The following is a 23,976-nucleotide window of genomic DNA, read 5'->3' on the forward strand; positions in this document are numbered from 1 at the left end:
TGGCCGTCTTCGACGAGGATGGACTCGATCACACCGCTGGTTTCAGCTTCGATGTGGTTCATCATCTTCATGGCTTCGACGATGCACAGAGTGTCGCCTTTCTTCACGGTCTGGCCGACTTCAACGAAGGACGGCGAGGTTGGCGAAGACTTGCGATAGAACGTGCCGACCATCGGCGAACGGGCAACAGTGCCGTTCAGTGCCGGAGCAGCAGCGGCAACCGGGGCAGCAGCCACTGGAGCAGCGGCGGCAGGTGCGGCAGCCGGCGCTTGCATCGGTGCAGGCGCGTAGTACTGCTGAGCCGGGGTCTTGCTGTGGCGGCTGATGCGTACGGACTCTTCGCCTTCCTTGATCTCGAGCTCGTCGATGCCGGACTCTTCCAGCAATTCGATCAGTTTCTTAACTTTACGGATATCCATGAATCATCAACTCCCAAGGGTCGGTCAGGGGCGTTTAACGCTTGTAGTTCAAGCCGTTGCCTGTGTTTCAAGCTGTTCTAGTGCAGCCTCCAGGGCCAGTCGGTAACCGCTGGCGCCAAGGCCGCAGATCACTCCCACCGCTACGTCGGAGAAGTAAGAGTGATGGCGGAAAGGTTCGCGTTTGTGCACGTTGGACAAATGCACTTCGATGAATGGGATGCTCACTCCCAGCAGCGCGTCACGTAATGCAACACTTGTATGTGTAAAAGCTGCTGGATTGATCAGGATGAAATCCACGCCTTCGCCGCGTGCGGCGTGGATGCGGTCGATCAATTCGTACTCGGCATTGCTTTGCAGATACAGCAGATGATGGCCGGCTTCACGGGCGCGGCGCTCCAGGTCCTGATTGATCTGCGCCAGGGTCGTCGACCCATAGGTCCCCGGTTCGCGGGTGCCGAGCAGGTTCAGGTTGGGGCCGTGCAGCACCAGTAGGGTTGCCATCTGCGTAGTCCTTGTTATGAATGAGCAGTCGTCAGAACCCGGCGACTATGCCGCAAAGACTTTGTGACTGTCCAGTTCTATGCAATAGCCAGCACGATGGCCGATGTTTGCGCAAAATATGTGACCGACTGTTCAAATCCGGTCATTTGCAGTGATTGTGCTGACGCCTTCGCGAGCAGGCTCGCTCCCACAGGGGGACATATTCCAATGTGGGAGCGAGCCTGCTCGCGAAAGCGGTTCATCAGACGCGAAAGGCCTGAACGGCTGTATGCAGTTGCCCGCCCAATACCAGCAAGTTCTCCCCCTGTTCGCGCCCACGCCCGATACGCAGCAGGTTATCCCCGCCCAACTGATGAATGCGCTCGCTGTGATCGCGAATCTCGCTGACCGCGCCGCTTTGCTGCGCAGTGATATCGGCAATGCGGATCGCCGTGTCGGAAATGGTCTGGATCGCGCCGACGATTTTATCCAGCGCCCCGTCCGCCGCTTGCGCCTGATTGGCGGTGGCTTCAGCGTGTTCGACCTGCGTACGCATGCCTTCGACCGATTGCCGGGCAGCGGTTTGCAGGCCGGCGATCAGGGTCTGGATTTCCGCCGTCGCCCCGGCCGTACGCTGCGCCAGTGAGCGCACTTCCTCGGCCACCACGGCAAAACCGCGGCCCATTTCCCCAGCCCGCGCCGCCTCGATCGCGGCGTTGAGCGCCAGCAGATTGGTCTGGTCGGCAATCGAGCGGATCACCGTCAAGACACCGCCAATGGTCGCCGACTCCTCGGCCAGATGTTCGATCATCTGCGCATTGCCCTGCACTTCACCGACCAGCGCGTGCAGGCCGGTCAGGCTCTGGCCGATAACGCTTTGGCCGTGTTCGACAGCCAGCCCTGCGTGACGACTGGCATCCGCAGCCTGCCGCGCATCGCCGGCCACTTGCTGGATGGTCGCTTCCAGCTCACCCAAGGAATCGCGAATCAGTGCGGTGTCACCGGCCTGATGCTCGGCGCCGCTGTGCAGATCGTTGCTCAGTTCGGCGAGGGTGCGGCTGCTGCCCGCCACTTGTTCGGCATTGCCGCGAATGGTGGCGACCAGGTCCACCAGATAAGCGCGCAGGCGATTGAGCGAAGCCTCGATGTCATGCAGTTCGCGATTGGTCTTACCCAGATGTATGTCTCGACTGAAATCACCTTCGGCCCAGGTCGACAGTGCTGGCGCCAGATTGGTCAGGGTGCGGGCCAGACGCCGCTGCAAGGTGTCGATCAGCAACGCGATCAACAGGATCAGACCGATCATCACGCCCTGCATCAAACGGACTTCGCCCTGGATTTGTCCGTGCGGGGCGCGCACCACGGGCTCCAGTCCGGCGATGGATTGCTGGACGGCAGCGATTTTCAAATGAGTGGCGGTGCTCAGCTCGGTGCGCTTCTGGATTTGCTCGCGGGTGCGTGCGAGTTCAGCGGGGTAGCGGCCCAGCAGGCTGTTGAGTTCACGTTTGAGGCCGACGCCAGCATCTTCGGTCGCGGCTTTTTCAGTGCTCTCGATACCCATCATTGCGGCGAAATCATCGCTGCTCGATTCATTGCTGGCGACCACCCCGAGCAAGGGCAGGGCGTCGATCACTTGCGCCTGAGCGCGGATATTGCTCACTTCGCGCTCAACATCGGCGCCGAGTTCACTGCGGCCGCTGCTGACCAGTTTGTCCCGCGCCAGCGACAGTTTGCCCAGATGCTGAGACGCAGCCAGCAGCGGGGTCAGGTAGGTGGCGTTGCCGTTGGCATAGGTGCTGAGTTGGTCGAGGCTGGCGCTCAGTTCGCGTTCGGCTTGCAACAGCAAGCCCTGCGGATCACCGGCCAGTTTGCCGGCAGCGAGCAAGTCGGTTTTGCTGAACTCTTCAAGCCCCGACAGACTCGGACGCAGGCTGTCGGCGAGCGCTGGCGGCAGTTCAGCGAGTTCTTTCTGCAAGCCGTCGATAGCCTGACTGGCGCTGCTCAGACGCAGGGCATCGCCGCTGGCGAGATAGTCCTCGATGTTGCGTGCCACTTCATTCTGAAACTGCTGCGACAGCCCCAGATAACGCTCCATCAACAGATACGGGCGTTCGAGGGCTTTTTGCGACCACCACAAAGTGGCGCCGAGGGCTACGCACACGGCGACCAGCAGCAGAGTGTTGAGATTGGTGAGCAACTTCAGGCGCATGACGGCTACCAACGGCAGAAATGGTAGCGACTGAATTTATTGCGGTTCTGTTACAGGGTTATGACCGAATCGGTGGATTCCGATGAAAAAGTGGCACTTTGCTGTGAGTCCCGTGCGGTCTGCACCCGATTACGCCCGGCACCCTTGGCGCGGTACAGCGCCTCGTCGGCCTGGCTGGCCATCATCAGGCTGTCGGAGTCGTCACGCATTTCCACGACACCGGCGCTGAAGGTGCACCACAGATCCTGCGGCTGTGCCGGGTAATGGATTTCGGCGAAGCGCTGGCGGATCTCGTCGAGCACTTTGTGCGCTGCCTCGATATCGGTGTCTGGCATGACGATGGCGAACTCTTCGCCGCCGTAACGGCCGATGAAATCGGTCTTGCGCAAACGTTGCTTGAGGAACAGCGCCAGGCTTTTGATCACGCGGTCGCCCATCGGGTGGCCGTGGCTGTCGTTGACCCGTTTGAAATGGTCGATGTCGAGCATGGCAAAGCTCAGCGGCTTGTTCTCGCGGCGGGAGCGGAACGAGCAGTCTTCGAGCAACTGCAGGATGTGTGTGTGGTTATACAGCCCGGTGAGGCTGTCGCGGACCATTCGCGCCTTGAGATTGCGCGCACGGGCGGCGCGGTTGCGCACCGTGGTGATCAGGTGGCGCGGCTTGATCGGTTTGGTCAGGAAGTCGTCGCCGCCTTCACTCATGGCGTCGAGCTGTTTATCCAGATCGTCCTCGGCCGACAGGTAAATGATCGGTACGCTGACATAGCGGTCATTGTGGCGGATGACTTTGGCCAGTTCGGTACCGGTGCAGGCGGGCATGTACATGTCGAGGATGATCAGGTCCGGCTGGAAATCCGCCAGCTCTGCCATCGCTTGAATCGGTTCGATCAGCGTGCGGGTGACGATCCCGGCACTGTTGAGCAGGCGTTCGGTGTGCAAAGCTTGCGCACGCGAATCGTCGATGATCAGCACTTTATAAGGTTCGTACTGGGCGACGCAGGTGAGGACTTCGATCTTCTCCAGCAGGCTCGACGCTTCGAGGGTGCCGGTGAGGAATTCCTGGCCGCCGGCGCGCACGGCGGCGAGGCGCGTCGGGGTGTCGGTTTCGTGCAGGCTGAAGAACAGCAGGGGCAGTGGTTCGTCCAGACCGACCTGGGCTTCGGCGGCCAGTTTCAGGCCGATGCCGGGGCCGCTGAAGTCGACGTCCATGACAATCGCTGCTGGCAAGCGCTCGACCATCGACGAGCGATACGCCGCGACGCTGTCCAGCGCCTGGGCGCTCAAACCGAAGAACTCCAGTTGTTTGGCCAGCCGCTCGGCGCGGTCGTGATCCTGCAGCATCACGTAGATCGGTTTGCGCAACGGCGGCAGGAAAGTCTGGTCGAGTTGATCGCCATGACGCAGGCCGGTACGCGACAAGCGCTGCATCAAGCGATTGAGGTCGGTGATCAGGCCGCTGCTCAGGCGACCGCGATTGGCGTCCACCGCTTCCAGCGACTGACTGATATGGCGCGCGAGCTGGGTATGCTCGGGCTGTTCGAAACGCTCGGCAAAACGCAGCAGGCGCAAGTTGGCCTCGCTCAGTTCGGCGAGGTCGACGTTGGACCATTCACTGCGTTGCAGGCGCTGCCATATCTCAAGAATCTGACGTGCCTGATGAATTACCCGCTGGGCAAAGTGGTGCTTGAGACGCTCACGGCTGGGGTCTTCTGGCTCGGTCATATCCTGACTACTAGTTAGGGTGCATGCTGAGATCGACTGGTGGCTCTATGCTAGCACCTCTTTTCCCTTAGACGAGTGTCGTACGTCAATAATCTGCAATGCGTCACTATTCAGTTTCTGACCGAGCGGTTTTATTTTCGACCTGTTCGTCGCTCAAGTACCCATGTGCTGGGGTTCTGATGGCTAATCGACAGGCATGCCGGTGAATTTTTCGCGGCACTGTCATCATCGTCGTGAATGCGCTTTACGAGGCTTATCAATGCTCTGCGGCGGTGTGATAAGGGAGCTGACATCAGGGATTCCCTTAGTTCTGACAGATGCACCAACGGCCGTTGCGATTTGCTGCTTATCTTTATGCGCAGGTGCCCGGCCCTGGCACGTTGTTGTATGGTTGTGGTCGAACCGATGAACTCAAGTGATTGAAAGGATATCGCCATGCTGGACTGGAAAAACCGCGCGGGCAGCGCGCCTGAACGTGCCGCCGAGCCCAAGTCGGCCACCCGCAGCTATGTCGGTGGGTTGCTGTTCAGCCGTGCGCTGGCCACGCTCATCGGTATTTATCTGCTGGTGACCATTGGTCTGGGCTGGTACTGGAGCCAGGAGCCGGCACTGTTTCCGGTGGCGCAAAACGCCCAGGCGGCCGCCGAAAAAGAAGGCAAGCAAATGGTGGTCGGCTACACCACGGTCGAAACCCTGAAGACCGTCGCCAGTACTTTGCTGGACAAACCGGGCGGCTACATTTCCAACGACCGTTTTCCGCCGGGTCTATGGATGGATAACACGCCGAGCTGGGAATACGGCGTGCTGGTGCAGGTGCGTGACCTGACCCGCGCACTGCGCAAGGATTTCGCCCGCTCGCAATCGCAGTCGGCGGAAGATGCCGATCTGGCCAAGGCCGAACCGCGCTTCAACTTCGACAACAAGAGCTGGATCCTGCCGTCCAGCGAGTCGGAATATCAGGAAGGCATCAATTCCCTGAGCCGCTATCAGGCACGTCTGTCTGATCCCACCCAGAAAAACGCGCTGTTCTATGCGCGCGCCGACAACCTGAACAACTGGCTGGGCGACGTCGGCACCCGTCTCGGTTCGCTGTCGCAGCGTCTTTCGGCCAGCGTCGGTCGAGTCAAGCTCAACACCGCGCTGAAAACCGAAGTTCCAGCGGTCGGCGAAGTACCGCAGGTTGACGAAGAAGTCGTCGAGACTCCATGGATGCAGATTGACAACGTGTTCTACGAAGCGCGCGGTCAGGCCTGGGCACTGTCGCACTTGCTGCGTGCCATCGAAGTCGACTTCGCCGATGTGCTGGCGAAGAAGAACGCCACGGTCAGCGTACGCCAGATCATCCGTGAACTTGAGGCGTCGCAAGAGCCGGTCTGGAGCCCGATGATCCTCAACGGCAGCGGCTTCGGGGTGCTGGCCAACCACTCGCTGGTCATGGCCAACTACATTTCCCGAGCCAACGCCGCCGTCATCGATTTGCGTCAACTGCTCAATCAGGGCTGAGTCATGAGTCAAAGCACCAAGGAAGCGGCGCACCGTGCCGCTTCGGATGCCGAACAGATCGCCTGGGTCGACGAGCAGGACAACCTGCTCGGCGCGCTGGTGCGGGCCGATTTGCGCGAGCGCGGGCTGATCGGCCGTGGCACCTACATCATGTTGTTCAATTCTGCCGGTGAGCTTTGCGTGCACCGGCGCACCTTGAGCAAGGCGATCTACCCCGGGTACTGGGACGTGGCGGCGGGCGGCATGGTGCAGGCGAACGAGACTTACGCCGAGTCGGCGGCCCGTGAGCTGGAAGAGGAATTGGGTGTGAGCGGTGTGGAGCTGACCGCTCACGATCATTTCTACTTCGAAGACACCGGCAATCGCCTGTGGTGCTCGGCATTTTCCGCCGTGTGGGACGGCCCGTTGAAACTGCAGCCCGAAGAAGTCCTCGAAGCACGCTTTATTCCGGTCGGGCAGGTCATGCAGGAAATCCAGCAGAAGCCTTATTGCCCGGACTCTCTGGCAGCGTTGAAGCGCTATTTGAAGGCTCAGCAAAGCGACGTCGCAAAGAACACATAAATTGGCGCCGATTGGCACTTAGCAATCGGGTTTTTTGCCGTTACACTGCGCGACCTTTTCAAGCTGCACCGGCCTGCTTTTATTGAAGAACCGGTGCAGTAGCGCTGCCCCTGCCTGAGTGGGGCTTCGCGGTCGATGACCTTGCCCAAGGTCGCGATCAGTCTTTGTCCTCCCAAGAGGATTGCCGGTGGCCAAAAAAGCCGCATCCTTCGCCGCCCTTGGTGGCCTGGTATTTTCCACCGACGCAGGTCGTCATTGCCCGGAATGCAGTAAGCCGGTGGACGCCTGTATCTGCAAACAAACCGTGATCCCGGCCGGCGACGGCATTGCCCGCGTACGCCGCGAGAGCAAGGGCCGTGGCGGCAAGACGGTGACCACCATCACCGGCGTGCCGCTGGCCGAAGACGCGCTCAAAGAGTTGGCGACAACGTTGAAGAAACGTTGCGGCACCGGCGGTGCGTTGAAGGACGGAATCATCGAAATCCAGGGCGATCATGTCGAGCTACTCTTGGCAGAGCTGATCAAGCACGGTTTCAAAGCGAAGAAGTCCGGCGGCTAGCAGCCTCTGTGAAAACCACCTGCGGCTTGATCCGGCTCTGAACAGTTTCAGACCCGGCGTCGTCTCCATGGTTTTCACAGAGCCTGTTCATGACCGGTTTCTAAACTCCACGCGGTCAGTGCGGTCTACCGCCGCGCTGACGAACCGTCATTTTCATTCTTTAGACTGCGCCGGCCTGAACGTCAGGCGACGCACTATGACTTCTTTATAGGGGACTTCGATGTCCGTACGACGCACACGCAAAGACGATGGCAGCCAATGGACAGTTGCGGACAGCCGCAGTGTTTACGGGATTCGCCATTGGGGGGCCGGGTATTTCGCGATCAATGACGCCGGTCGCGTCGAAGTTCGTCCGAACGGCCCGAGCAGCTCGCCTATCGACCTGTTCGAGCAAGTCGACCAACTGCGCAAGAGCGGTTTGTCGTTGCCGTTGCTGGTTCGTTTCCCTGACATCCTGCAAGACCGTGTTCGCCAATTGACCGGTGCTTTCGACTCGAACATCGAGCGTCTGGAATACCAGAGCAAGTACACCGCGCTGTACCCGATCAAGGTCAACCAGCAAGAAGCGGTGATCGAGAACATCATCGCCACCCAGGACGTCTCCATCGGTCTGGAAGCCGGCTCCAAGCCTGAGCTGCTGGCCGTGCTGGCACTGGCGCCGAAGGGCGGCACCATCGTCTGCAACGGTTACAAGGACCGCGAGTTCATCCGTCTGGCATTGATGGGCCAGAAACTCGGCCACAATGTGTTCATCGTGATCGAGAAAGAATCCGAAGTCGGTCTGGTGATCGACGAAGCCGCCTCGCTGAAGGTCAAACCTCAGGTCGGCCTGCGCGTGCGTCTGTCGTCGCTGGCTTCGTCGAAGTGGGCGGACACCGGTGGCGAGAAATCCAAGTTCGGTCTGTCGGCGGCGCAGTTGCTGTCGGTGGTCGAGCGCTTCCGCGCTGCCGGTCTGGATCAGGGCATTCGCCTGCTGCACTTCCACATGGGCTCGCAAATCGCCAACCTGGCTGACTATCAGCACGGTTTCAAGGAAGCGATCCGTTACTACGGCGAACTGCGCAACCTCGGTCTGCCGGTCGATCACATCGACGTCGGTGGCGGTCTGGGCGTCGACTACGACGGTACGCACTCGCGCAACGCCAGTTCGATCAACTACGACATGGACGATTACGCCGGTGTCGTGGTCGGCATGCTCAAGGAATTCTGCGACGCGCAGAACCTCCCGCATCCGCACATCTTCTCCGAAAGCGGCCGCTCGCTGACCGCCCACCACGCGATGCTGGTGGTGCAGGTGACCGACGTCGAGAAACACAACGACGAAATCCCGCTGATCGAAAACAAGGAAAACCTGCCGGAAACCGTGCAGTGGCTGGTTGACCTGCTGGGTCCGACCGACATTGAAATGGTCACCGAAACCTACTGGCGCGCCACGCACTACATGAGCGATGTTGCAGCACAGTATGCCGACGGCAAACTGACCCTGGCCGAAAAAGCCCTGGCCGAGCAATGCTACTTCGCCGTGTGCCGTCGCCTGCACAACTCGCTGAAGGCGCGTCAGCGTTCGCACCGTCAGGTGCTCGACGAACTCAACGACAAACTGGCCGACAAGTACATCTGCAACTTCTCGGTATTCCAGAGCCTGCCGGATACCTGGGCGATCGATCAGGTGCTGCCGATCATCCCGCTGCACCGTCTCGACGAAGAGCCCCTGCGCCGCGCGGTATTGCAGGATCTGACCTGCGACTCCGACGGCAAGATCAACCAGTACGTCGACGAGCAGAGCATCGAAACCAGTCTGCCGGTACACGGTTTGAATGAGGGCGAAGATTACCTGCTGGGCGTGTTCCTGGTCGGCGCCTATCAGGAAATCCTCGGCGACATGCACAACCTGTTCGGTGACACCGATTCGGTGAACATCTACCAGAACGCCGATGGCAGCGTGTACCACGCCGGCATCGAGACCCACGACACCATCGAAGACATGCTGCGTTACGTGCACTTGTCGCCGGAAGAACTGATGACTCACTACCGCGACAAGTGCGCCAGTGCCCGCATCAGTGCCAGCGAGCGCACGCAATTTCTCGATGCCTTGCGTCTGGGCCTGACCCGCTCCTCCTACCTGTCTTCCTGAGGCCAGGTTGCAATCTTGCCGGGTTGTCTGAAATTTTCCCGAAAGCTGTGGAAAACTCGGATGACCCGGTGGGATATATCCCAAAATCTTCGCGAAATGCTTGGCTATCCCGGCCAGCAAAGTCATCCGGTCTGCTTTTCGCGTAGGTCATTTCCTAAGTTGTACTTCAGCTCTCTACTCGGCCATGGCTCTCGGCGAGAATCCCCGACCGCCCCTCCTGTAGAGATCCGCCTATGTTCGATCAAGTCTACGAGTCGTCGTTTCGTCTCGATGTAGCGGGCCTGTCCGACCCTTTCGAAGTCCTGGCCTTTACCGGTAGCGAAGCCCTCAGCGAACCCTTTACGTTCGAAATCGATGTGTTGATCGATGATCCGCAACTGGATCTCGCCGGTCTGCTTTACCGTGGCGCGTATTTGTGTTTCGGGCCGTCGGGGGAGGGTGTGCACGGGCAATTGCAGAGCCTTGTCCAGCATGAACACGGACTCGGTTCGCGGTTGTGCCGGATTCGTCTGGGGCCGAAACTCGGTTGCCTCGATCTGCGCATCAGTCAGCGAATCTTCAGTGGCCGTACGGTGCCGCAGATCATCGAGCAAGTGCTCAGGGAGCATGGGATTGTCGGCGCTCAGCGACGCTTCGAGCTGCACGGCGACTACCCGGCCCGCACGTTCTGCACGCAATACCGTGAATCGGATCTGCAACTGCTTCAGCGTCTGTGTGCGCAGGCGCGGATTCACTACTTCTTCGAGCACGGCCGCGACCGGCATTGCCTGGTGTTCGGCGATGATCAGGCGCAGTTGCCCCTGGCAGGCGCCGCGCTGTATGAGGATGCACACGATGGCCATAACGTCGCCCCCTCGGTGCATCACTGGCAATTTGAAGAAACGTTGCAGGCGGATTCGCGGCAGGCGCAAAGTGCCGAAGGGCGTAGTGACCTGACCACGTTGCGCAGCGGCCAATGGTTGCGCTTGGTCGGTCATCCGTTCGCCGAGTGCAATCGTCAGTGGTTGTTGACCCGTATTGAACATTGCGTTGATCCATCCCTCGATCTGCCTTATGCCAACCGGCTGTTTGCCGCTGCGCAGTTGTCGCCTGCGACGGTTCCGGCACCGTCACGGCTGCGCATGCACAGTCTGCAACGGGCCTGGGTGGTGACGGTCGACGAACCGCAGCCCGACCGTTTGCGGCCAGTGGCGGTGCAGTTCGACTGGCTCTATCAGGGCGAAGGCGCGGCGCCGAGTCACTGTTGGCTGCCGCTCGCGCCGGCCTTGGCCGAGGCGCCATTGGCGGCACTGGGCGATGGGGTCGAGGTGGTGGTCAGCTTCTTTGAAGGCGACCCGGATCAACCGATGATCAGCGGCGTCTTGCAAGCACCGATTGCTGTCGCGGGCATCACCGATGATCCACCGTTACCGCTGCCGGACAAATTGGTCAGTGAAGGTTTGCAGCAGTTGCTGGTGTCTGGCGAACCATTGTTACTGCTATGCCTGATTCCGGGCGGCGGCAGTTTCAGCCGCTGCGCAGAGGCCGTGTGCAGTTGTCGGCTGATGGCTTCGCTTGAACAGAGCGGCGCAACATGAGCGGCGCGGCGCTTGAGCCGATGGCGCAATGGCTGCTGCTCGACGGCCCGGATGCAGCGCGGGCATTGACGATATTACGCCAGGCATTCCCCGGCATACGGCGCTTCTGGCTGTTCGAGGGAACCGAGTTCGAGCCAGTCAGCGAACACGGCCCGTTGCTGGTCGAGCTGTGCGACAGCTTGGCGTTGGCAGCGTTGTGTCACAGCGATCCGGATACCTGGCGCGGGCTGTTGCTCGGCAGCGAGGCATCGGCTCCGGCGTTGCTGAGCCACTTGCAGCGCATGCTCACGGTCTCGTTCGGATTGAACCATCGGGCCTTGCTCAGCTACTACAACCGCCAGACCGCGAGCTATTTTTTCGACGCCTGCGATGCCGGCGAATTGAGCCGCTGGCTCGGGCCGATCCGCCAATTGCGCTGGTTCGGCGGCACCTGGGCCGACCGTGCAATCGGCAGTCAGGGCTGGCAGCAGTTGCGTAATCCGGGGTTGGTTGTCGAGCCCCTGAACATCGAAGAAAGCCTCACCCGGCGTCAGCGCGAACGCTTGCAGACCTGTCTGTTGGAGCAGCACATCTGGCGTTGGTGCCAATCGCTGGGAACCGACTACGCAGTGATGGCCTCCCATGTTCAACAGGGGCTGGCGCTGGGTTTCAGCGACCGCACCGTGCTCGATGGCTGGCTGTGGCTACGCTTGCTGCATCCGCGTGCCGTGCTGGTGCCACCACCAGAGGGGTTGACCCAGCAGGAGCGGCTTGAGCATGTGCGGCGCCAATGGCGCGGTGATCCGGTTTGATGTGAGGTGCGGCACCTATGAGAGCTTTTTTTCGGCAAAGGTTTGGCGCGCTGATCGGCGCTGTAATGCTATTGGCACTGAGCGCCTGTTCGCCGGTGAAACTGCTCAATGCCCTGACGCCGGACAGCACGTTCAAGAAAACCGCAGACATTGCTTACGGCGACGATCCTCGGCAGAAGCTCGATGTGTACGTGCCACGTCAGGCGCTGGCGAATGCGCCGGTGGTGGTGTTCTTCTACGGTGGCAGCTGGAACAGCGGTGCGCGCGAAGACTACAGTTTTGTCGGCGAGGCGCTGGCGTCTCGCGGCATCGTCGCGGTCGTGGCGGATTATCGGTTGTATCCACAGGTGCGTTATCCCCTGTTTCTTGAGGATGCTGCCCGGGCGGTGGCCTGGACTCGGGCGCACATTGGCGAGTACTCCGGCAATCCGCAGCGCTTGTATCTGATGGGGCACAGCTCGGGTGGCTACAACGCGGCGATGCTCGCGCTCGATGGCAGCTTGCTTGGGGCGGTGGGCATGTCACCGAAGGATCTCAGTGGCTGGATCGGTCTGGCCGGGCCTTACGATTTTCTGCCGATCAAGAATCGCGATGTGCGTCCGGTGTTTTTCTGGCCGGACTCACCGCCGCAATCGCAGCCGATCAACCATGTCAGTCGCGGCGCGCCGCCCGCCCTGCTGATCGCGGCGAGCAAGGATGATCTGGTCAACCCGACACGCAACACCGGTGGTCTGGCGCGCAAACTGCGCGAAGCCGGGGTGCCGGTGCAAGATCTGTACTATTCGCGGCCCAGTCACATCACCTTGGTGGCGACGCTGTCGCGACCGTTGCGGCGACTGGCGCCGGTGCTCGATCAAGTGGTCGGCTTCGTCGAACACACGCCGACTCAGTGAGCGGCGCCGTTGAACCAGCCATCGTTGCGCTTGAGCCACCAGGCTTGCGCCCCGAGGGTCAGGCTGCGCAGCACCATGAACAGCAGAAACGTTATCCACAGACCATGATTGCCCAGACCTTGGAGCAGCCAGGCGAACGGCACGAGCAAAACTACGGTCATGAGCATGCCGTTGCGCATTTCCCGGGCACGGGTGGCGCCGATGAACAAGCCATCGAGCAGGTAGCTCCACACCGCAATCAACGGCAGCACGGCGAGGTAGGGCAGGTAGATGAACGCGGTGTCGCGCACGCTTTGGATGTTGGTCTGCATTTCGATGAACAGGTGCCCGGCCAACAGAAACAACAGGGCAAATCCGAGACTGGCAATCAGTGACCAGCCACCGGCAACCACCAGCGAACGGCGTAAGGCGAGGCGATCACGGGCGCCGATGGCGTGGCCGCACAATGCCTCGACCGCATGGGCCAGACCGTCCAGCGCATGGGCGGTCAGCAGCAAGCCGTTGAGCAACAAGGCGTTGGCGGCGACCGTCGCATCGCCGAGTCGCGCGCCTTGCACGGTGATCAGGAAAAATACCGATTGCAGCGCCAGGCTGCGAATGAAAATGTCGCGATTGACCGCCAGCAGCGGTCGCCAGCTCTGCCACAGCTTGAGTGCGGCCCAGACAATGTGCCCGGGATAGGCGCGCAGTGCGTTGCGCGTCAGCAGCAGGCCGAGCAGGGCGCCGCACCATTCAGCGATCACCGAGGCCCGGGCCGAGCCGACCACGCCCCAATCCAGACCGATGACGAACCACAGATTGAGGATGATGTTGATCAGGTTGGTGGTCAGCAGAATGGCCAACGGCGCCCGCGCGTTCTGGGTGCCCAGGAACCAGCCGACCAGCGCATAACTGGCGAGCGCTGCCGGCAGGCCGAACAGCCGGGTGTGGAAAAAGTCGCGAGTGAGTTGATCAAGCGCCGCCGACGGCTGCATGAAGTGCAGCGCTACACCGCTGAGCGGCACGCCCAAGGTGCCGAGCACCAGCGCCAGCCCCATCGCCAGCAGCAACCCCTGCAAGAGGATCTGCCGCAACGCCGCACCATCACTGCGCCCGGCGGCCTGAGCCGCGAAACCGGTGGTGCCCATGCGCAGAAAACCCATGGCCCACGCGAGAAAGGTGTACAGGCTGGCGCCGACCGCCACTGCGCCCAGTTGATGGGCGTGCGGCAAATGGCCGATGACGGTGCTGTCGACCAGCGCCACCAGCGGTACGGAAATATTCGACAGGATCATCGGCGCGGCCAGCGCCCAGACCTTGCGGTGGGTCGGGCGGTCGCGCCAGTCGGCAATCAGGTTGGACATGCGGGCTCCTTGGGGGAGCGGGCATTGTAGCGATTCATGCGATCCAATGTGGGAGCGAGCCTGCTCGCGAAGGCGATGTGTCCGTCGGCGTAGATCTCGGGGGCGCCGGCCATTCGCGAGCAGGCTCGCTCCCACAGGGGCGGTGGTATTAATGAATAATCCAGCTCAGCAGCCACAACCCCAGCAGCAACCAGATGATCCCGGCAATGATCGACGCATTCATGAACGCGCGAATCGCCGACCACAGCAGCATCAACCCGACGATCAGCGCGATGATGCTGATGATCGAAGTGTCCATCCCCAACTTCTTGGCCAGCCCGTCGACAAAGTTGCCACCGGCATTGCTCAGTATGTTGAACAGACCACTGAGGCCATCAACGATAAAGCGGATGACCGAACCGAGCGCCTGGCCGAGCCATTCGAAAAAGCTTTCTACCTGCATGTGTGCATCCTGATGAAAGAGCTGAACCTTGGGCCACAACGCCGGTGGCCGAGTTCCCTGCATGATAGAAGGTTTGCGCCAATCCTGTGTGGGAGCGAGCCTGCTCGCGAAGGCGTTGTGTCAGTGACATCAATGGTTGATGACGCACAGCATTCACGAGCAGGCTCGCTCCCACATGAGATCACCTGCGCTGCTTGCCTTTGGTGGACTTCCCCCCGAAGCTATACGCCTTCAGGAGAGCCCGATGAACCTTGTTGAACTGACCGAACGCCTGCACGCCATTCGCGACCGCAATGACTGGCGGCAATTTCACAGCCCGAAAAACCTCGCCATGGCCGCCAGCGTCGAAATGTCTGAGCTGGTGGAGATCTTCCAGTGGCTGACGGAAGACCAGTCGCGCCAGTTGCCGGCGGACAAACTCGCCCACGCCGGGCAGGAAGTCGGCGACATCGTCCTGTATCTGTTACTGCTGTGCAGCGAGTTGGGGTTGGACATGAATGAAGTGGTGCGCAGTAAGCTCGCCGACAGCGAACGGCGGTTCAACTGATGAGCGACCGGCATTTCGATCAGTTGGCGACCCGCTTCGCCGAGAAAATCTATGGCGGTGCCAAAGGCGCGATTCGCCTCGCGGTGTTGCAGGCTGACCTCGCCGAAGCACTGCCGGATCGTCCGTTGCGCGTGCTCGACATCGGCGGTGGTCTGGGCCACATGTCGCTGTGGCTGGCCGAACGCGGCCATGACGTGACCTTTACCGAGCCGGCCGAGCCGATGCTCCAAGGCGCCCGCCAGCGCTTCGCCGACGCGGGGCAGACCGCGACGTTCATTCAGGCGCCGTGGCAGGAACTGCTCGGTCAACTCACCGAACCTTACGATTTGGTGATCTGCCATGCGGTGCTGGAATGGCTGGCCGAGCCCCATGCGATCCTGCCGGTGCTGCACCAACTGACCAAACCCGGTGGCTGGTTGTCGCTGGCGTTCTACAACCGCGATGCGCTGATTTACCGAAATCTGCTCAAGGGCCATTTCAAGAAGATGCGCAAGAACGACATGGCCGGCGAAAAGCAGAGCCTGACCCCGCAGCAACCCCTCGATCCGCGCGAACTGGCAACGCAACTCGAAGGCCTGTGGCAGGTCGAAAGCCAGAGCGGGATACGGGTTTTTCACGACTATATGCCGGTGGAATTCCAGGCCCGCGCCGAACTTGTGGATTTGCTCGAGATGGAGCTCGCTCACCGTCGTCACCCAAGCTTCGCCGGGCTTGGGCGTTACCTGCACTGGATCTGCCGGCCGATCTGATCGGAGCGCGAAATGAAAGCACAATCGGGGTTATTGCTGATCTGTCTGGGGTTGGCCGCGTGCCAAGGCAGTAACCCCTACGTGGCGCAGTCGCGGCCCCTGCCGCCGGCACCGCCGCAAGCCGCCAATACCTTCGATCGCAGCGCTTACCCGGCGCCACCGCGTGATTATGGGCGTTACCGCAGTTGGGCCTGGCTCAACGGTCAATTGCCGCCGGGCACGGCCTGGGCTGATTCGGCGCAAGTGGCCGAAGCGGTGAGCAACGCGCTGGATCAACGCGGCTTGCGTCCGCTGCACGACAATCGTCCGGCTGACCTGTTCGTCACCGCCAACCTGCGTCTGGAAACCCGCTTGCGCCAGGTGCAGGACGATTACGGCTACTACGGTGGATACGGCGGCTATGATCGTTATGGTCGCGGTTACGGCATGTACAACACCGTGCCGATCGTGCGCACGTATCAGGAGCAGGTTGTGGTGGTGCGGGTCGATCTGTTCGACGCCGGCACTGGCCAACCGGTGTGGAGCGCCAGCGCCGAGACCGCGAACAAGGGCAGCCAGATTGATCGCACCGATGCGATTCGCGAGGCTGTCGAAAAGGCCATGTCGGCGTATCCTCCCAGTTAGCTTCCGGCAATCGGCAAGCTCCCGCAGGTTCATGTCTTCAAGTGGAGAAAAACCATGTTCCGCCGTCTCGCTTTACTGGCCATGGCCGCACTGCTCAGTGCCTGCGCCGCCAACCAGGTCAATCATGACTTCGATGCCAGCCGCGACTTTGCCGCCTATCGCAGCTGGAGCTGGAAAGAACCCGCCCTGCAATACCGCCCCGACGATCCGCGGATCAAGAGTGACCTGACCGAACAGCGAATCCGGCAGGCCGTCAGCGATCAGCTCGATCAGCGTGGCTTGCGCCCTGCTGCCGCCGGCGCCAAAGGTGACTTGAGCGTACAGACCTACCTGATTGTCGAGGATCGTCAGCAGCAGGTGACGACCAACTACGGCGGCGGTTGGGGTGGCCCGTGGAATGGCTATTGGGGCGCGCCGATGTACAACGAAACGCGCAACATCACCTACAAGGTCGCGACCATCCAGATCGACCTGCTCGACGGCAAGGACGGCAAACTGGTGTGGCGCGGCAGCGATGAGCAGATGCTCGCCAGCAAGCCGAATCCGGAGGATCGCAGCAACGCCATTCGTGAGACCGTCACCCGCATCCTCGCCAACTACCCACCGCGTTAACTGCTCTCAAAATCAACACGAACCCTGTGGGAGCGGGCAAGCCCGCTCCCACAGTTTCATTGGTTGATCAAAGTCAGCATTTCATTGCTAGTGGACTGGCTTGTTGCCAGCAGTCTCATTCAGCGCCGTCTACACTCAAATCCACCAATGGAGGTAGCGCTCGGCAGTGCGCCGGCAAAGGAGTGCGCGATGTCGCCTCGTTCGCAATTCAACGGCCCGGCCCGACAGCGCGGGGCGATCGGTCTGATGGCGGCGCTGACCCTTGGCCTGGCCTTGGTGTGCATGGTCCTGGTGGTCGACAGCGGGCGTCTGTACATGGAGCAGCGCCGCTTGCAGCGGGTGGTCGATGTCGCCGCGCTGGAGGCGGTCTCGCGAGGTGGCGATTGCCTGTCAGGTGCCAGCGCCAATGCTTACGCCACCGCCAGTGCGGCGCGCAACAATTTCACCGTGGCGCAAGGTGCGACCCTGGCCGTGACCTGCGGCACCGTGCAAACCGGTGCAAATAACCTGCGCGCCTTCGCCGCCGATGCCAGCAAAAAAGAAGCCATCAGTGTCGTCGCCACCCGGGTCGTGCCGACCAGTGTGGCTGCCGCGCTTTATGGGTTGTTTTCGCCGGGCAGCGTTTCGCCGACCACTCGCCTCGGCGCTACCGCCGTCGGCGCTTCCTCGATTCTGCCGCCGCAGGCGCAATTGACCATCGGCACCACGCTGGCGACCGTGGATGCCAGCAAGTCGGCGCTGCTCAACTCGATATGGGGCGGCATGCTCGGGGGCAGCCTCAACCTCAGCGTTGCTGGCTGGCAGGGGCTGGTGGACGCCAATATCAATCTGCTCAGTTACCTCAATCAACTGGCGCTCGATGTCAATGTCGATGCCGGCAACTACACCCAACTGTTGAGCAAAAACATCCAGATCGGCCAACTGATCGATACCGCCATCACCGTGCTGACCAAGGGTGGTAGCACCACCAGTGTCGCGGTCAACGGTCTGCTCGGGTTGAAGGCCGTGGTCGGCAGCACCCAAGTGGCGCTCGGGCAATTGCTGCAGTTGCAGACGGGAGCCACTTCTGCCGCGCTCAATGCCAATCTGCAAGTGTTCCAGTTGCTTGAGGCCGTCGTGCAAGTGGCCAACAGTCAGAACGCGCTGACCGCGACGGTGCCGTTGAGCATTCCGGGGCTGGTCAACGGCTCGGTCAAAGTCAAAGTCATCCAGCCACCGCAATTATCGGCCGTGGGCAACCCGATGCTGGCCAAGGCCGATCCCATGGGCGCCAACCGGATCTACGTGAAAACCGCGCAGGTGCGTACGTTGATCTCGCTGAACCTGCCGGTGCTGTCCAGTGTGGCCGGGCTGGCCAGCGCCATCGTCAGTACGCCGCTGGTGGGCGGATTGACGGACACGCTGAACAACCTGTTGCACCTGAACATTGCCGGCACGCTGAACTCGTTGTTCTGCGCGCTCGGTGGCACCTGTCAGCGCACAGATCTGAAGATTCTGCCGACGTCGAGCATCGACATCCTGCTGGAAGCCGCAGCCGCCGACAGCCATGTCACTGATTACAACTGCGTGAGCGATGCGAGCAAAAGCCTGACCACCCAGACCAACTCCTCGCTGGTCAAACTCAAGATCGGCAAGATCGACGCGACCAATGCGTTTTCCTCCGCGGCGGACGTCACGGTGCAGCCGCTGGCGTTGATTGATGTCGGTGTCATCACTTGCACCATTCCGCTGTTGGGCCTGGGCTCGGCCACCTGCGATCCCAACTCGCGCAAGCCATTTTATGGCGGTGGTCTCGGCGTGATGGTGGACACCTCGGTGGCCAGCACCCAGAACATCCACACCTACAACCAGCCACCGGAAATCAAGCAAACACCGCTGAACTACAGCTTCGGCACGCAGGGTGTGGTCAATAGCCTGAAAGGCACCTTGAGCGGGGTGCAGGTGCAAGCCTACAAACCCACCGGTTCGAGCCTGCTGGGCGGATTGCTCACCACCACTGCGGATGTCCTGGCCAGCGTCAACAGCACGTTGGGCGTGGTCATTGATAACTTGCTCAGCCCGGTACTCGACCCGATTCTTGACAGTTTGCTCGCCAACCTAGGTATCACCCTGAACAAGGTCGATGTCGGCGCCAACCTCAGTTGTCGGCCGCCCGGCCAACCGACACTGGTGATCTAGTCGTTCAGGGCAATCGGCAGTTCGATACAGAACCGCGCACCTTCGTCGCCATTACGCACGCTCAGGCGACCGCCCATGTTGTCGATGATGCCGTAACTCACCGACAAGCCCAGACCGGTGCCAACGCCGACCGGCTTGGTGGTGAAGAACGGCTCGAAAATACGCTCCAGCAAGCGCGGATCAATGCCGCCGCCGTTGTCCTCGACCCACAATCGCACCACGTGCTCATCGCACTCGGCATGCACGGCGATCCAGGGTTGAAAGTCTCGATTGGCCTCGCGTTTGCCGAGCAAGGCGTCACGCGCATTGACCATCAGGTTGATCAGCACTTGTTCGAGTTGATCGACATACCCGCGAACCTGAACCTGAAACCCCGCCTCTTTGATCCGTAACTCGACGCCTTTGCCGCGCAGCCCTTCCGACAATAGCGACAGCGTGCCTTCAATGGCATCGAGGGGGTTGAACGGATGCTGTTCGATTTCCGAGCGGCGGCCGAACACGCGCATGTGATCCACCACCCGCGCTGCCCGTTGCACCTGCGCATCGATGCGATTGAGCTTGTCGGTCAAATAGTCGATCTGCACATCGCCGTTGCTCAGACGCTTGAGCACATTGACGATGGCCATGCGCATCACGTTGAGCGGCTGATTGATTTCGTGGGCGAGACCGGTGGCCATTTCGCCGAGGGTGGCCATTTTTGCGCTTTGCGTCAGTTGCTGCTGGGAGCGCCGCACCTCGGTGTTGTCACGTCCCACGGCCTGCACCTCGACCAAGTGCCCTTGCTCATCAAACACCCCACGATCCGACCAGATCCACCACGCATGCTCGCGACCGGGCAGGCGCAAATTGATTTCGGCACTGCTCACCGGCTGTTCGGGGGTCAATTGCGCCAGGCGCTGGACGAAGGCGTCGCGCTGTTCGTCGGACATCCAGCCGCCCAGATTCACGCCGGGCATTTGCTCGGGCAGGCATTCCAGATACGTCGCCAACGGCCTGTTGCCGAAGGTCAGGGTCAGGTCCGGGCGGTAGCGGCAAATCATCGCCGGCGAGTCTTCCACCAGAATCCGGTAACGCTCTTCGCTGGCCTTGACCTGCTCGGCGGCGAGAGTGGCTTCGGTGACGTCCAGCCACAGTCCCACTGCTTCCACGGGCAGGCCGAGATCGTCGCGCAGCAGCTTGGCTTCGTCGAGCAGCCAGTGCGCATTACCCTGACGGTCGAGCACCCGATATCGCGTGCTCACCGAACCTTCGCGCAGTAACTGACGTGTGCGTTCGAAATAGCGCGGGCGGTCTTCGGGATGGACGTGTTCCACCAGTCGACCGTCGTCGCAGTCGGTGAGACTCCAGCCGAGCAACGGTTGCAGGCTGGCGCTGAAAAATGTCGGTTGCAGCGCGCCTTCGACATAGCGCTGCACATAGATCACGGCGGGGGCGCTGGCGATCAGATTGTCCAGACGTGCGTGGGCGGCGGCGGCCTGTTGCTGCTGATTCTTGATGTCGCTGATGTCGAGCATGAAGCCGACCAATCGGCGCTCGGCACCGATGCCCAGCGACCGACCCTGCAAGCGATACCACGATGGCAACGGCTGATCGCCGGGTTGCAGGCGCACACTCAATTCCAGTGGTGTGCCTTCGTCCTGCAAGGCTTGCAGATGACTACGCAGTTCATCGCGGTCGGCGGGATGCACCTGGCCGAACCAGTCCTGAATCGGCAGTCGCGGGGCGGTCAGCCCGAGGCTGGCGGCCAGGGCCGGGGCCAGTTGCACTTCGGCGCTGTCACTGCTGATCTCCCACCAACCGGTGCCGAGCAGCGCTTGCAGAACTTCGAGGCGTTCCAGTTGCTGGTGATGGCGATGCTCGCGCAGCCGTTCGAGCAAAGGCGCGGCCACGGCGGCGGCCAACAGCAGCCAGTCGTGATCGTTCAGGTCCGGTGCCTGTTGCTGCGCGTTGTAACCGGCGCAGAGCAACCACGCCGCGACGCCCTGCGCGTCGCGGTAGGGCACGGCGAAACCTTCGTGTGGGCCGAACAGCGCACTCAGGCGCGGTTGTTCGCTGGCCAACAAACGTTGCGGCAAGGCGCCGTTGAGACTGTCGAGGCCGGTGCCCAGACGCTGCTGATCACGCCAGATCTGTGGTGCCTGCAACGCGGCGTAGTGCTGATGAATCTGCCAGCCCTGACCTTGCTCATCGAGCAGTGCCACTGCCAGACAAGGGATGTGCAAGTGCTGGCTCAGGCGTTGCAATTGATCGCCCAGTACCTCTGGCAAGCGCGCGAGGCTGCCCAGGCGTAACTGATCGCGAACCTGCGTGGCCAGCAACTGACATTGCTCGCGACTGCGCGTCTGTCGCCGTTCGCCGAGCAGGTCACCGATGTCGAGCAATTGCAGGAGCCAGCCGGCACCTTGCGCCTGCACCCAACCACGCAAATGCAGGGGCGGACCGGCCAGGCTGAAAAAATCCAGGTCGAGCAACTGGCCTTGCCAGTCGGCGGGACGGCCCTCCAGCGCGAGGCTGCTGTGCGGCAACACATATTCCAGCAACGGCGCGGGATGGCTGGCGGACATCCGCTGCGCGAGGAAGTGGCGCAACGGTCCACTCAGATGAATGACCTGGCCATCGCCATCCAGATGCAACTGCAGGCCGACGCTCGGCACCACAGGCTCATCCAGTGGTTGGGCGGTTTCGGCGTGTCGATTGAGCAGGCGAGCGAACAGCTTGTCACCGGAACTCAAAATTGCAGGCTCGACGAGGCGCGCAATGTCGCAGGCAGGCGCGGTACCGAACCGATGCCCGGCAACACCAGAAACGGCAGCGCCTGATTCAATTTACTGGTGGGATAGTTGATGGTCACGGTCAGCACGCCGCCGGTATAGGTAATGGTGCTGTCGGAGGCGGCGTTGAAATTCAAGGCACCCGGCAGCCACGCCAATTGCCGGGTCAGCTCGGTTCTGGCCGTGGCGGTGACTGCGGCGGGGTAATTGGCGGTGGCCGGATCAAGTGCCACGCTGCGGCGCACGGCTTCAGCAGTCGATTCATTGAACGACTGCATCAACAACAGCGGCAGGCTGTAGCTGACCAGACCATAAAACACGGCAAAAAAGACGATGAACACCAAGGCGAACTCGATGGCGACAGCGCCTTTTTGCTTGCGGGGGAGGCCGGATTTCATGAGTGCGTCTACCCTGACAATCACTACGTAATATCAGCATAGAATCATTCGGCCAAAACGGACGTTTTTTACCGCATGCACAGCTTTGTCCTCCTGATCTGGCTGACGCTATGCGCGGCGCAAGATGCCCGACAGCGGCATATCGGCAACGGCCTGACCCTCGGGGTGGGTGGGTTGGCGGCGGTGTACTTGCTGGTGACCGGTCATACCTGGCTCGGCTCCGACATGGCGCAAGCGGGCTGGGCATTGCTGCTGGCCGCGGTGCTCTCTCTTCCCGGTTATATCTTGAAACGTTTTGGCGCCGGCGATGTGAAATTAATGACAGCCTTTGCGCTTGCGACGAACGGTACGCTGCTGCTCGGCGCGTTCATCGGCGCAGCGCTGTCCAGCGCTCTGTGGATCCTGTTGATGCCAAAACTCTGGTTGCATATGAGTCAAGGGCTTAGAGAACGTCTTCGATATCTAGGGCCAGACAAGTCAAAAAAGCTGCCATTTGCACCGTTCGTGCTGATTGGCACAATCCTGACTTTGCTTTGGATCCATTAGTCGCCCCATGCCACTACTGCTATGTACATAGTCGGAAAGTGCGTCTACTTTCAAATCAACGCTGTACAGCTTCATGCTGTCAGTACAGGAACGGTCAGCCTTTGGCCTGGGCATGGAGTGGCAAGTGAACAAGCTTACGTCTGCAGTAAAGGTTCTGGTGGTCGATGATCAGCCGCTGATTGTCGAGGAACTCTGCGAATTCATCGAAAGCAGCGGTTACCGTTGCGTGCCTTGCGAATCCAGCAAGCAGGCGATCGAACAATTCGTCGAAGACCCCGCCATCGGCCTGGTCCTGTGTGACCTGCATATGCCAGACATGGACGGCATTCAACTGGTGCAGGAACTGCAACGATTGGCGGGCAAGCAACGCGTGTTCGAAGCCATCATGCTTACCGGTCGTGCCGACAAGCAGGACGTGATCAAGGCCTTGCGCGCCGGCATCGCCGACTACTACCAGAAACCGATTGATCTGGACGAACTGCTCGAAGGTCTGCAACGCCAGGAAGCGGCATTGCAGGAACGGCAGAAAACCCTGCAATTGGGCCATCTGAATCAGAAGCTGCAATATCTCTCCGAGTCGATCGACGACCTCTACCAGGACCTCGACAAAGTCCGCCGTGGCCCTGCGCCTGCGACTGACGACAAGGCGGGGGAGATCGAAGGCGTGGAGATACCGGCGATTTTCAATCAGCTGTCGCCACGTCAGCTCGATGTCGCTCGATTGGTCGGCAAAGGCCAGACCAACTATCAGATCGCCTGTGAATTGGGGATTACCGAGAACACGGTAAAGCTCTATGTCTCGCAGGTATTGCGTCTGACGCACATGCATAACCGCACCCAGTTGGCCCTGGCCTTGTCACCCGGCAATTCGGGCCGGCAACGGGTGACCGCGCACTGACTTCAACTGACCTCGCTACTC

The 23,976-nt window shown here is 60.9% G+C and carries 22 protein-coding genes; 14 read left to right on the forward strand and 8 right to left on the reverse strand.

The window, feature by feature from the left end; all coding sequences use genetic code 11:
• The 4 genes from accB to gcbA form a co-directional block, all read right to left on the reverse strand.
• A partial coding sequence (gene accB, locus ACIOWE_RS16805) for an acetyl-CoA carboxylase biotin carboxyl carrier protein (protein ID WP_401393484.1) occupies positions 1 to 419 on the reverse strand: 419 nt, incomplete at its 3' end.
• 48 nt (positions 420 to 467) lie between these two features.
• Positions 468 to 920, reverse strand: a complete 453-nt coding sequence (gene aroQ / locus ACIOWE_RS16810) for a type II 3-dehydroquinate dehydratase (protein WP_093430249.1) — start codon at positions 918 to 920, stop codon at positions 468 to 470.
• Between the two features lie 241 nt (positions 921 to 1,161).
• The gene (locus ACIOWE_RS16815) at positions 1,162 to 3,108 is read right to left on the reverse strand and encodes a methyl-accepting chemotaxis protein (RefSeq protein ID WP_401393486.1); all 1,947 of its coding nucleotides are present in this window, start codon (positions 3,106 to 3,108) and stop codon (positions 1,162 to 1,164) included.
• Positions 3,109 to 3,158: 50 nt separating this feature from the next.
• Entirely contained in the window at positions 3,159 to 4,829 is a 1,671-nt protein-coding gene (gene gcbA / locus ACIOWE_RS16820; protein ID WP_401393489.1) for a diguanylate cyclase GcbA, read from the reverse strand.
• A 435-nt stretch (positions 4,830 to 5,264) separates the two neighbouring features.
• Between gcbA and ACIOWE_RS16825 the strand changes: the two genes are divergently transcribed.
• The 7 genes from ACIOWE_RS16825 (at position 5,265) to ACIOWE_RS16855 (ending at position 12,847) form a co-directional block, all read left to right on the forward strand.
• The gene (locus ACIOWE_RS16825; protein ID WP_201235688.1) at positions 5,265 to 6,332 is read left to right on the forward strand and encodes a DUF2333 family protein; all 1,068 of its coding nucleotides are present in this window, start codon (positions 5,265 to 5,267) and stop codon (positions 6,330 to 6,332) included.
• Between the two features lie 3 nt (positions 6,333 to 6,335).
• Positions 6,336 to 6,893, forward strand: a complete 558-nt coding sequence (locus ACIOWE_RS16830; RefSeq protein ID WP_401393492.1) for an NUDIX hydrolase — start codon at positions 6,336 to 6,338, stop codon at positions 6,891 to 6,893.
• 187 nt (positions 6,894 to 7,080) lie between these two features.
• Entirely contained in the window at positions 7,081 to 7,452 is a 372-nt protein-coding gene (locus tag ACIOWE_RS16835) for a translation initiation factor Sui1 (RefSeq protein ID WP_007914613.1), read from the forward strand.
• 220 nt (positions 7,453 to 7,672) lie between these two features.
• Positions 7,673 to 9,586, forward strand: a complete 1,914-nt coding sequence (speA, locus tag ACIOWE_RS16840) for an arginine decarboxylase (RefSeq protein ID WP_401393495.1) — start codon at positions 7,673 to 7,675, stop codon at positions 9,584 to 9,586.
• A 233-nt stretch (positions 9,587 to 9,819) separates the two neighbouring features.
• Positions 9,820 to 11,163, forward strand: coding sequence for a type VI secretion system Vgr family protein (locus tag ACIOWE_RS16845; protein WP_401393498.1), 1,344 nt, complete (start codon positions 9,820 to 9,822; stop codon positions 11,161 to 11,163).
• A complete protein-coding gene (locus tag ACIOWE_RS16850) occupies positions 11,160 to 11,954 on the forward strand; it encodes a DUF4123 domain-containing protein (RefSeq protein WP_401393501.1) in 795 nt (264 codons plus the stop codon). Before ACIOWE_RS16845 ends, ACIOWE_RS16850 begins: the two co-directional genes overlap by 4 nt.
• Positions 11,955 to 11,971: 17 nt before the next feature.
• A complete protein-coding gene (locus ACIOWE_RS16855; RefSeq protein WP_401393504.1) occupies positions 11,972 to 12,847 on the forward strand; it encodes an alpha/beta hydrolase in 876 nt (291 codons plus the stop codon).
• Here the strand turns inward: ACIOWE_RS16855 and ACIOWE_RS16860 are convergent.
• Both ACIOWE_RS16860 and ACIOWE_RS16865 read right to left on the reverse strand, forming a co-directional pair.
• A complete protein-coding gene (locus ACIOWE_RS16860) occupies positions 12,841 to 14,190 on the reverse strand; it encodes an MATE family efflux transporter (RefSeq protein WP_201235682.1) in 1,350 nt (449 codons plus the stop codon). The genes ACIOWE_RS16855 and ACIOWE_RS16860 overlap by 7 nt on opposite strands.
• 148 nt (positions 14,191 to 14,338) lie before the next feature.
• Complete coding sequence (locus ACIOWE_RS16865; RefSeq protein WP_401393508.1) at positions 14,339 to 14,632, reverse strand: hypothetical protein; 294 nt, start codon at positions 14,630 to 14,632, stop codon at positions 14,339 to 14,341.
• 244 nt (positions 14,633 to 14,876) lie between these two features.
• On the opposite strand from ACIOWE_RS16865, the gene ACIOWE_RS16870 reads away from it, so the two are divergent.
• The 5 genes from ACIOWE_RS16870 (at position 14,877) to ACIOWE_RS16890 (ending at position 19,342) form a co-directional block, all read left to right on the forward strand.
• Complete coding sequence (locus ACIOWE_RS16870; RefSeq protein WP_135294881.1) at positions 14,877 to 15,179, forward strand: MazG-like family protein; 303 nt, start codon at positions 14,877 to 14,879, stop codon at positions 15,177 to 15,179.
• Complete coding sequence (locus ACIOWE_RS16875) at positions 15,179 to 15,928, forward strand: methyltransferase domain-containing protein (RefSeq protein WP_401393511.1); 750 nt, start codon at positions 15,179 to 15,181, stop codon at positions 15,926 to 15,928. The genes ACIOWE_RS16870 and ACIOWE_RS16875 overlap by 1 nt, the downstream gene beginning before the upstream one ends.
• A 12-nt stretch (positions 15,929 to 15,940) precedes the next feature.
• Positions 15,941 to 16,552 (forward strand): DUF4136 domain-containing protein, encoded by a 612-nt coding sequence (locus ACIOWE_RS16880; protein ID WP_401393514.1) that lies wholly within the window; start codon positions 15,941 to 15,943, stop codon positions 16,550 to 16,552.
• 54 nt (positions 16,553 to 16,606) lie between these two features.
• Positions 16,607 to 17,164, forward strand: a complete 558-nt coding sequence (locus ACIOWE_RS16885) for a DUF4136 domain-containing protein (protein ID WP_401393516.1) — start codon at positions 16,607 to 16,609, stop codon at positions 17,162 to 17,164.
• 189 nt (positions 17,165 to 17,353) lie between these two features.
• Positions 17,354 to 19,342 carry a pilus assembly protein TadG-related protein gene (locus ACIOWE_RS16890; RefSeq protein ID WP_401393519.1) on the forward strand — a complete coding sequence of 663 codons (1,989 nt, stop codon included), beginning with the start codon at positions 17,354 to 17,356 and terminating at the stop codon, positions 19,340 to 19,342.
• Here the strand turns inward: ACIOWE_RS16890 and ACIOWE_RS16895 are convergent.
• A complete protein-coding gene (locus ACIOWE_RS16895; RefSeq protein ID WP_401393522.1) occupies positions 19,339 to 22,074 on the reverse strand; it encodes an ATP-binding protein in 2,736 nt (911 codons plus the stop codon). The two genes, ACIOWE_RS16890 and ACIOWE_RS16895, sit on opposite strands and share 4 nt — an antisense overlap.
• Positions 22,071 to 22,511: a TadE/TadG family type IV pilus assembly protein gene (locus tag ACIOWE_RS16900; RefSeq protein WP_213027445.1), complete on the reverse strand. Its 441-nt coding sequence runs from the start codon at positions 22,509 to 22,511 to the stop codon at positions 22,071 to 22,073. Before ACIOWE_RS16900 ends, ACIOWE_RS16895 begins: the two co-directional genes overlap by 4 nt.
• Positions 22,512 to 22,586: 75 nt before the next feature.
• Here ACIOWE_RS16900 and ACIOWE_RS16905 point away from each other — a divergent pair, with 75 nt between their 5' ends.
• Together ACIOWE_RS16905 and ACIOWE_RS16910 are read left to right on the forward strand one after the other, a co-directional pair.
• Complete coding sequence (locus ACIOWE_RS16905; protein ID WP_401393523.1) at positions 22,587 to 23,057, forward strand: prepilin peptidase; 471 nt, start codon at positions 22,587 to 22,589, stop codon at positions 23,055 to 23,057.
• A gap of 124 nt (positions 23,058 to 23,181) precedes the next feature.
• Positions 23,182 to 23,955, forward strand: a complete 774-nt coding sequence (locus ACIOWE_RS16910; RefSeq protein WP_401393525.1) for a response regulator transcription factor — start codon at positions 23,182 to 23,184, stop codon at positions 23,953 to 23,955.
• Positions 23,956 to 23,976: the final 21 nt, after the last annotated feature.

Source organism: Pseudomonas sp. NPDC087598, from assembly GCF_044743525.1.
In the GTDB taxonomy this organism is placed as follows: Bacteria; Pseudomonadota; Gammaproteobacteria; order Pseudomonadales; family Pseudomonadaceae; genus Aquipseudomonas.

Bases quoted from the DNA above. Each gene is read 5' to 3' on its own strand.
- ACIOWE_RS16905 (WP_401393523.1), top strand. From the start codon at position 22,587: ATGCACAGCTTTGTCCTCCTGATCTGGCTGACGCTATGCGCGGCGCAA.
- ACIOWE_RS16830 (WP_401393492.1), top strand. From the start codon at position 6,336: ATGAGTCAAAGCACCAAGGAAGCGGCGCACCGTGCCGCTTCGGATGCC.
- ACIOWE_RS16900 (WP_213027445.1), bottom strand. From the start codon at position 22,511: ATGAAATCCGGCCTCCCCCGCAAGCAAAAAGGCGCTGTCGCCATCGAG.
- ACIOWE_RS16850 (WP_401393501.1), top strand. From the start codon at position 11,160: ATGAGCGGCGCGGCGCTTGAGCCGATGGCGCAATGGCTGCTGCTCGAC.
- ACIOWE_RS16890 (WP_401393519.1), top strand. From the start codon at position 17,354: ATGTCGCCTCGTTCGCAATTCAACGGCCCGGCCCGACAGCGCGGGGCG.
- ACIOWE_RS16865 (WP_401393508.1), bottom strand. From the start codon at position 14,632: ATGCAGGTAGAAAGCTTTTTCGAATGGCTCGGCCAGGCGCTCGGTTCG.
- ACIOWE_RS16860 (WP_201235682.1), bottom strand. From the start codon at position 14,190: ATGTCCAACCTGATTGCCGACTGGCGCGACCGCCCGACCCACCGCAAG.
- ACIOWE_RS16880 (WP_401393514.1), top strand. From the start codon at position 15,941: ATGAAAGCACAATCGGGGTTATTGCTGATCTGTCTGGGGTTGGCCGCG.
- ACIOWE_RS16870 (WP_135294881.1), top strand. From the start codon at position 14,877: ATGAACCTTGTTGAACTGACCGAACGCCTGCACGCCATTCGCGACCGC.
- ACIOWE_RS16815 (WP_401393486.1), bottom strand. From the start codon at position 3,108: ATGCGCCTGAAGTTGCTCACCAATCTCAACACTCTGCTGCTGGTCGCC.
- ACIOWE_RS16875 (WP_401393511.1), top strand. From the start codon at position 15,179: ATGAGCGACCGGCATTTCGATCAGTTGGCGACCCGCTTCGCCGAGAAA.
- aroQ (WP_093430249.1), bottom strand. From the start codon at position 920: ATGGCAACCCTACTGGTGCTGCACGGCCCCAACCTGAACCTGCTCGGC.
- ACIOWE_RS16855 (WP_401393504.1), top strand. From the start codon at position 11,972: ATGAGAGCTTTTTTTCGGCAAAGGTTTGGCGCGCTGATCGGCGCTGTA.
- ACIOWE_RS16885 (WP_401393516.1), top strand. From the start codon at position 16,607: ATGTTCCGCCGTCTCGCTTTACTGGCCATGGCCGCACTGCTCAGTGCC.
- gcbA (WP_401393489.1), bottom strand. From the start codon at position 4,829: ATGACCGAGCCAGAAGACCCCAGCCGTGAGCGTCTCAAGCACCACTTT.
- ACIOWE_RS16845 (WP_401393498.1), top strand. From the start codon at position 9,820: ATGTTCGATCAAGTCTACGAGTCGTCGTTTCGTCTCGATGTAGCGGGC.
- ACIOWE_RS16825 (WP_201235688.1), top strand. From the start codon at position 5,265: ATGCTGGACTGGAAAAACCGCGCGGGCAGCGCGCCTGAACGTGCCGCC.
- speA (WP_401393495.1), top strand. From the start codon at position 7,673: ATGTCCGTACGACGCACACGCAAAGACGATGGCAGCCAATGGACAGTT.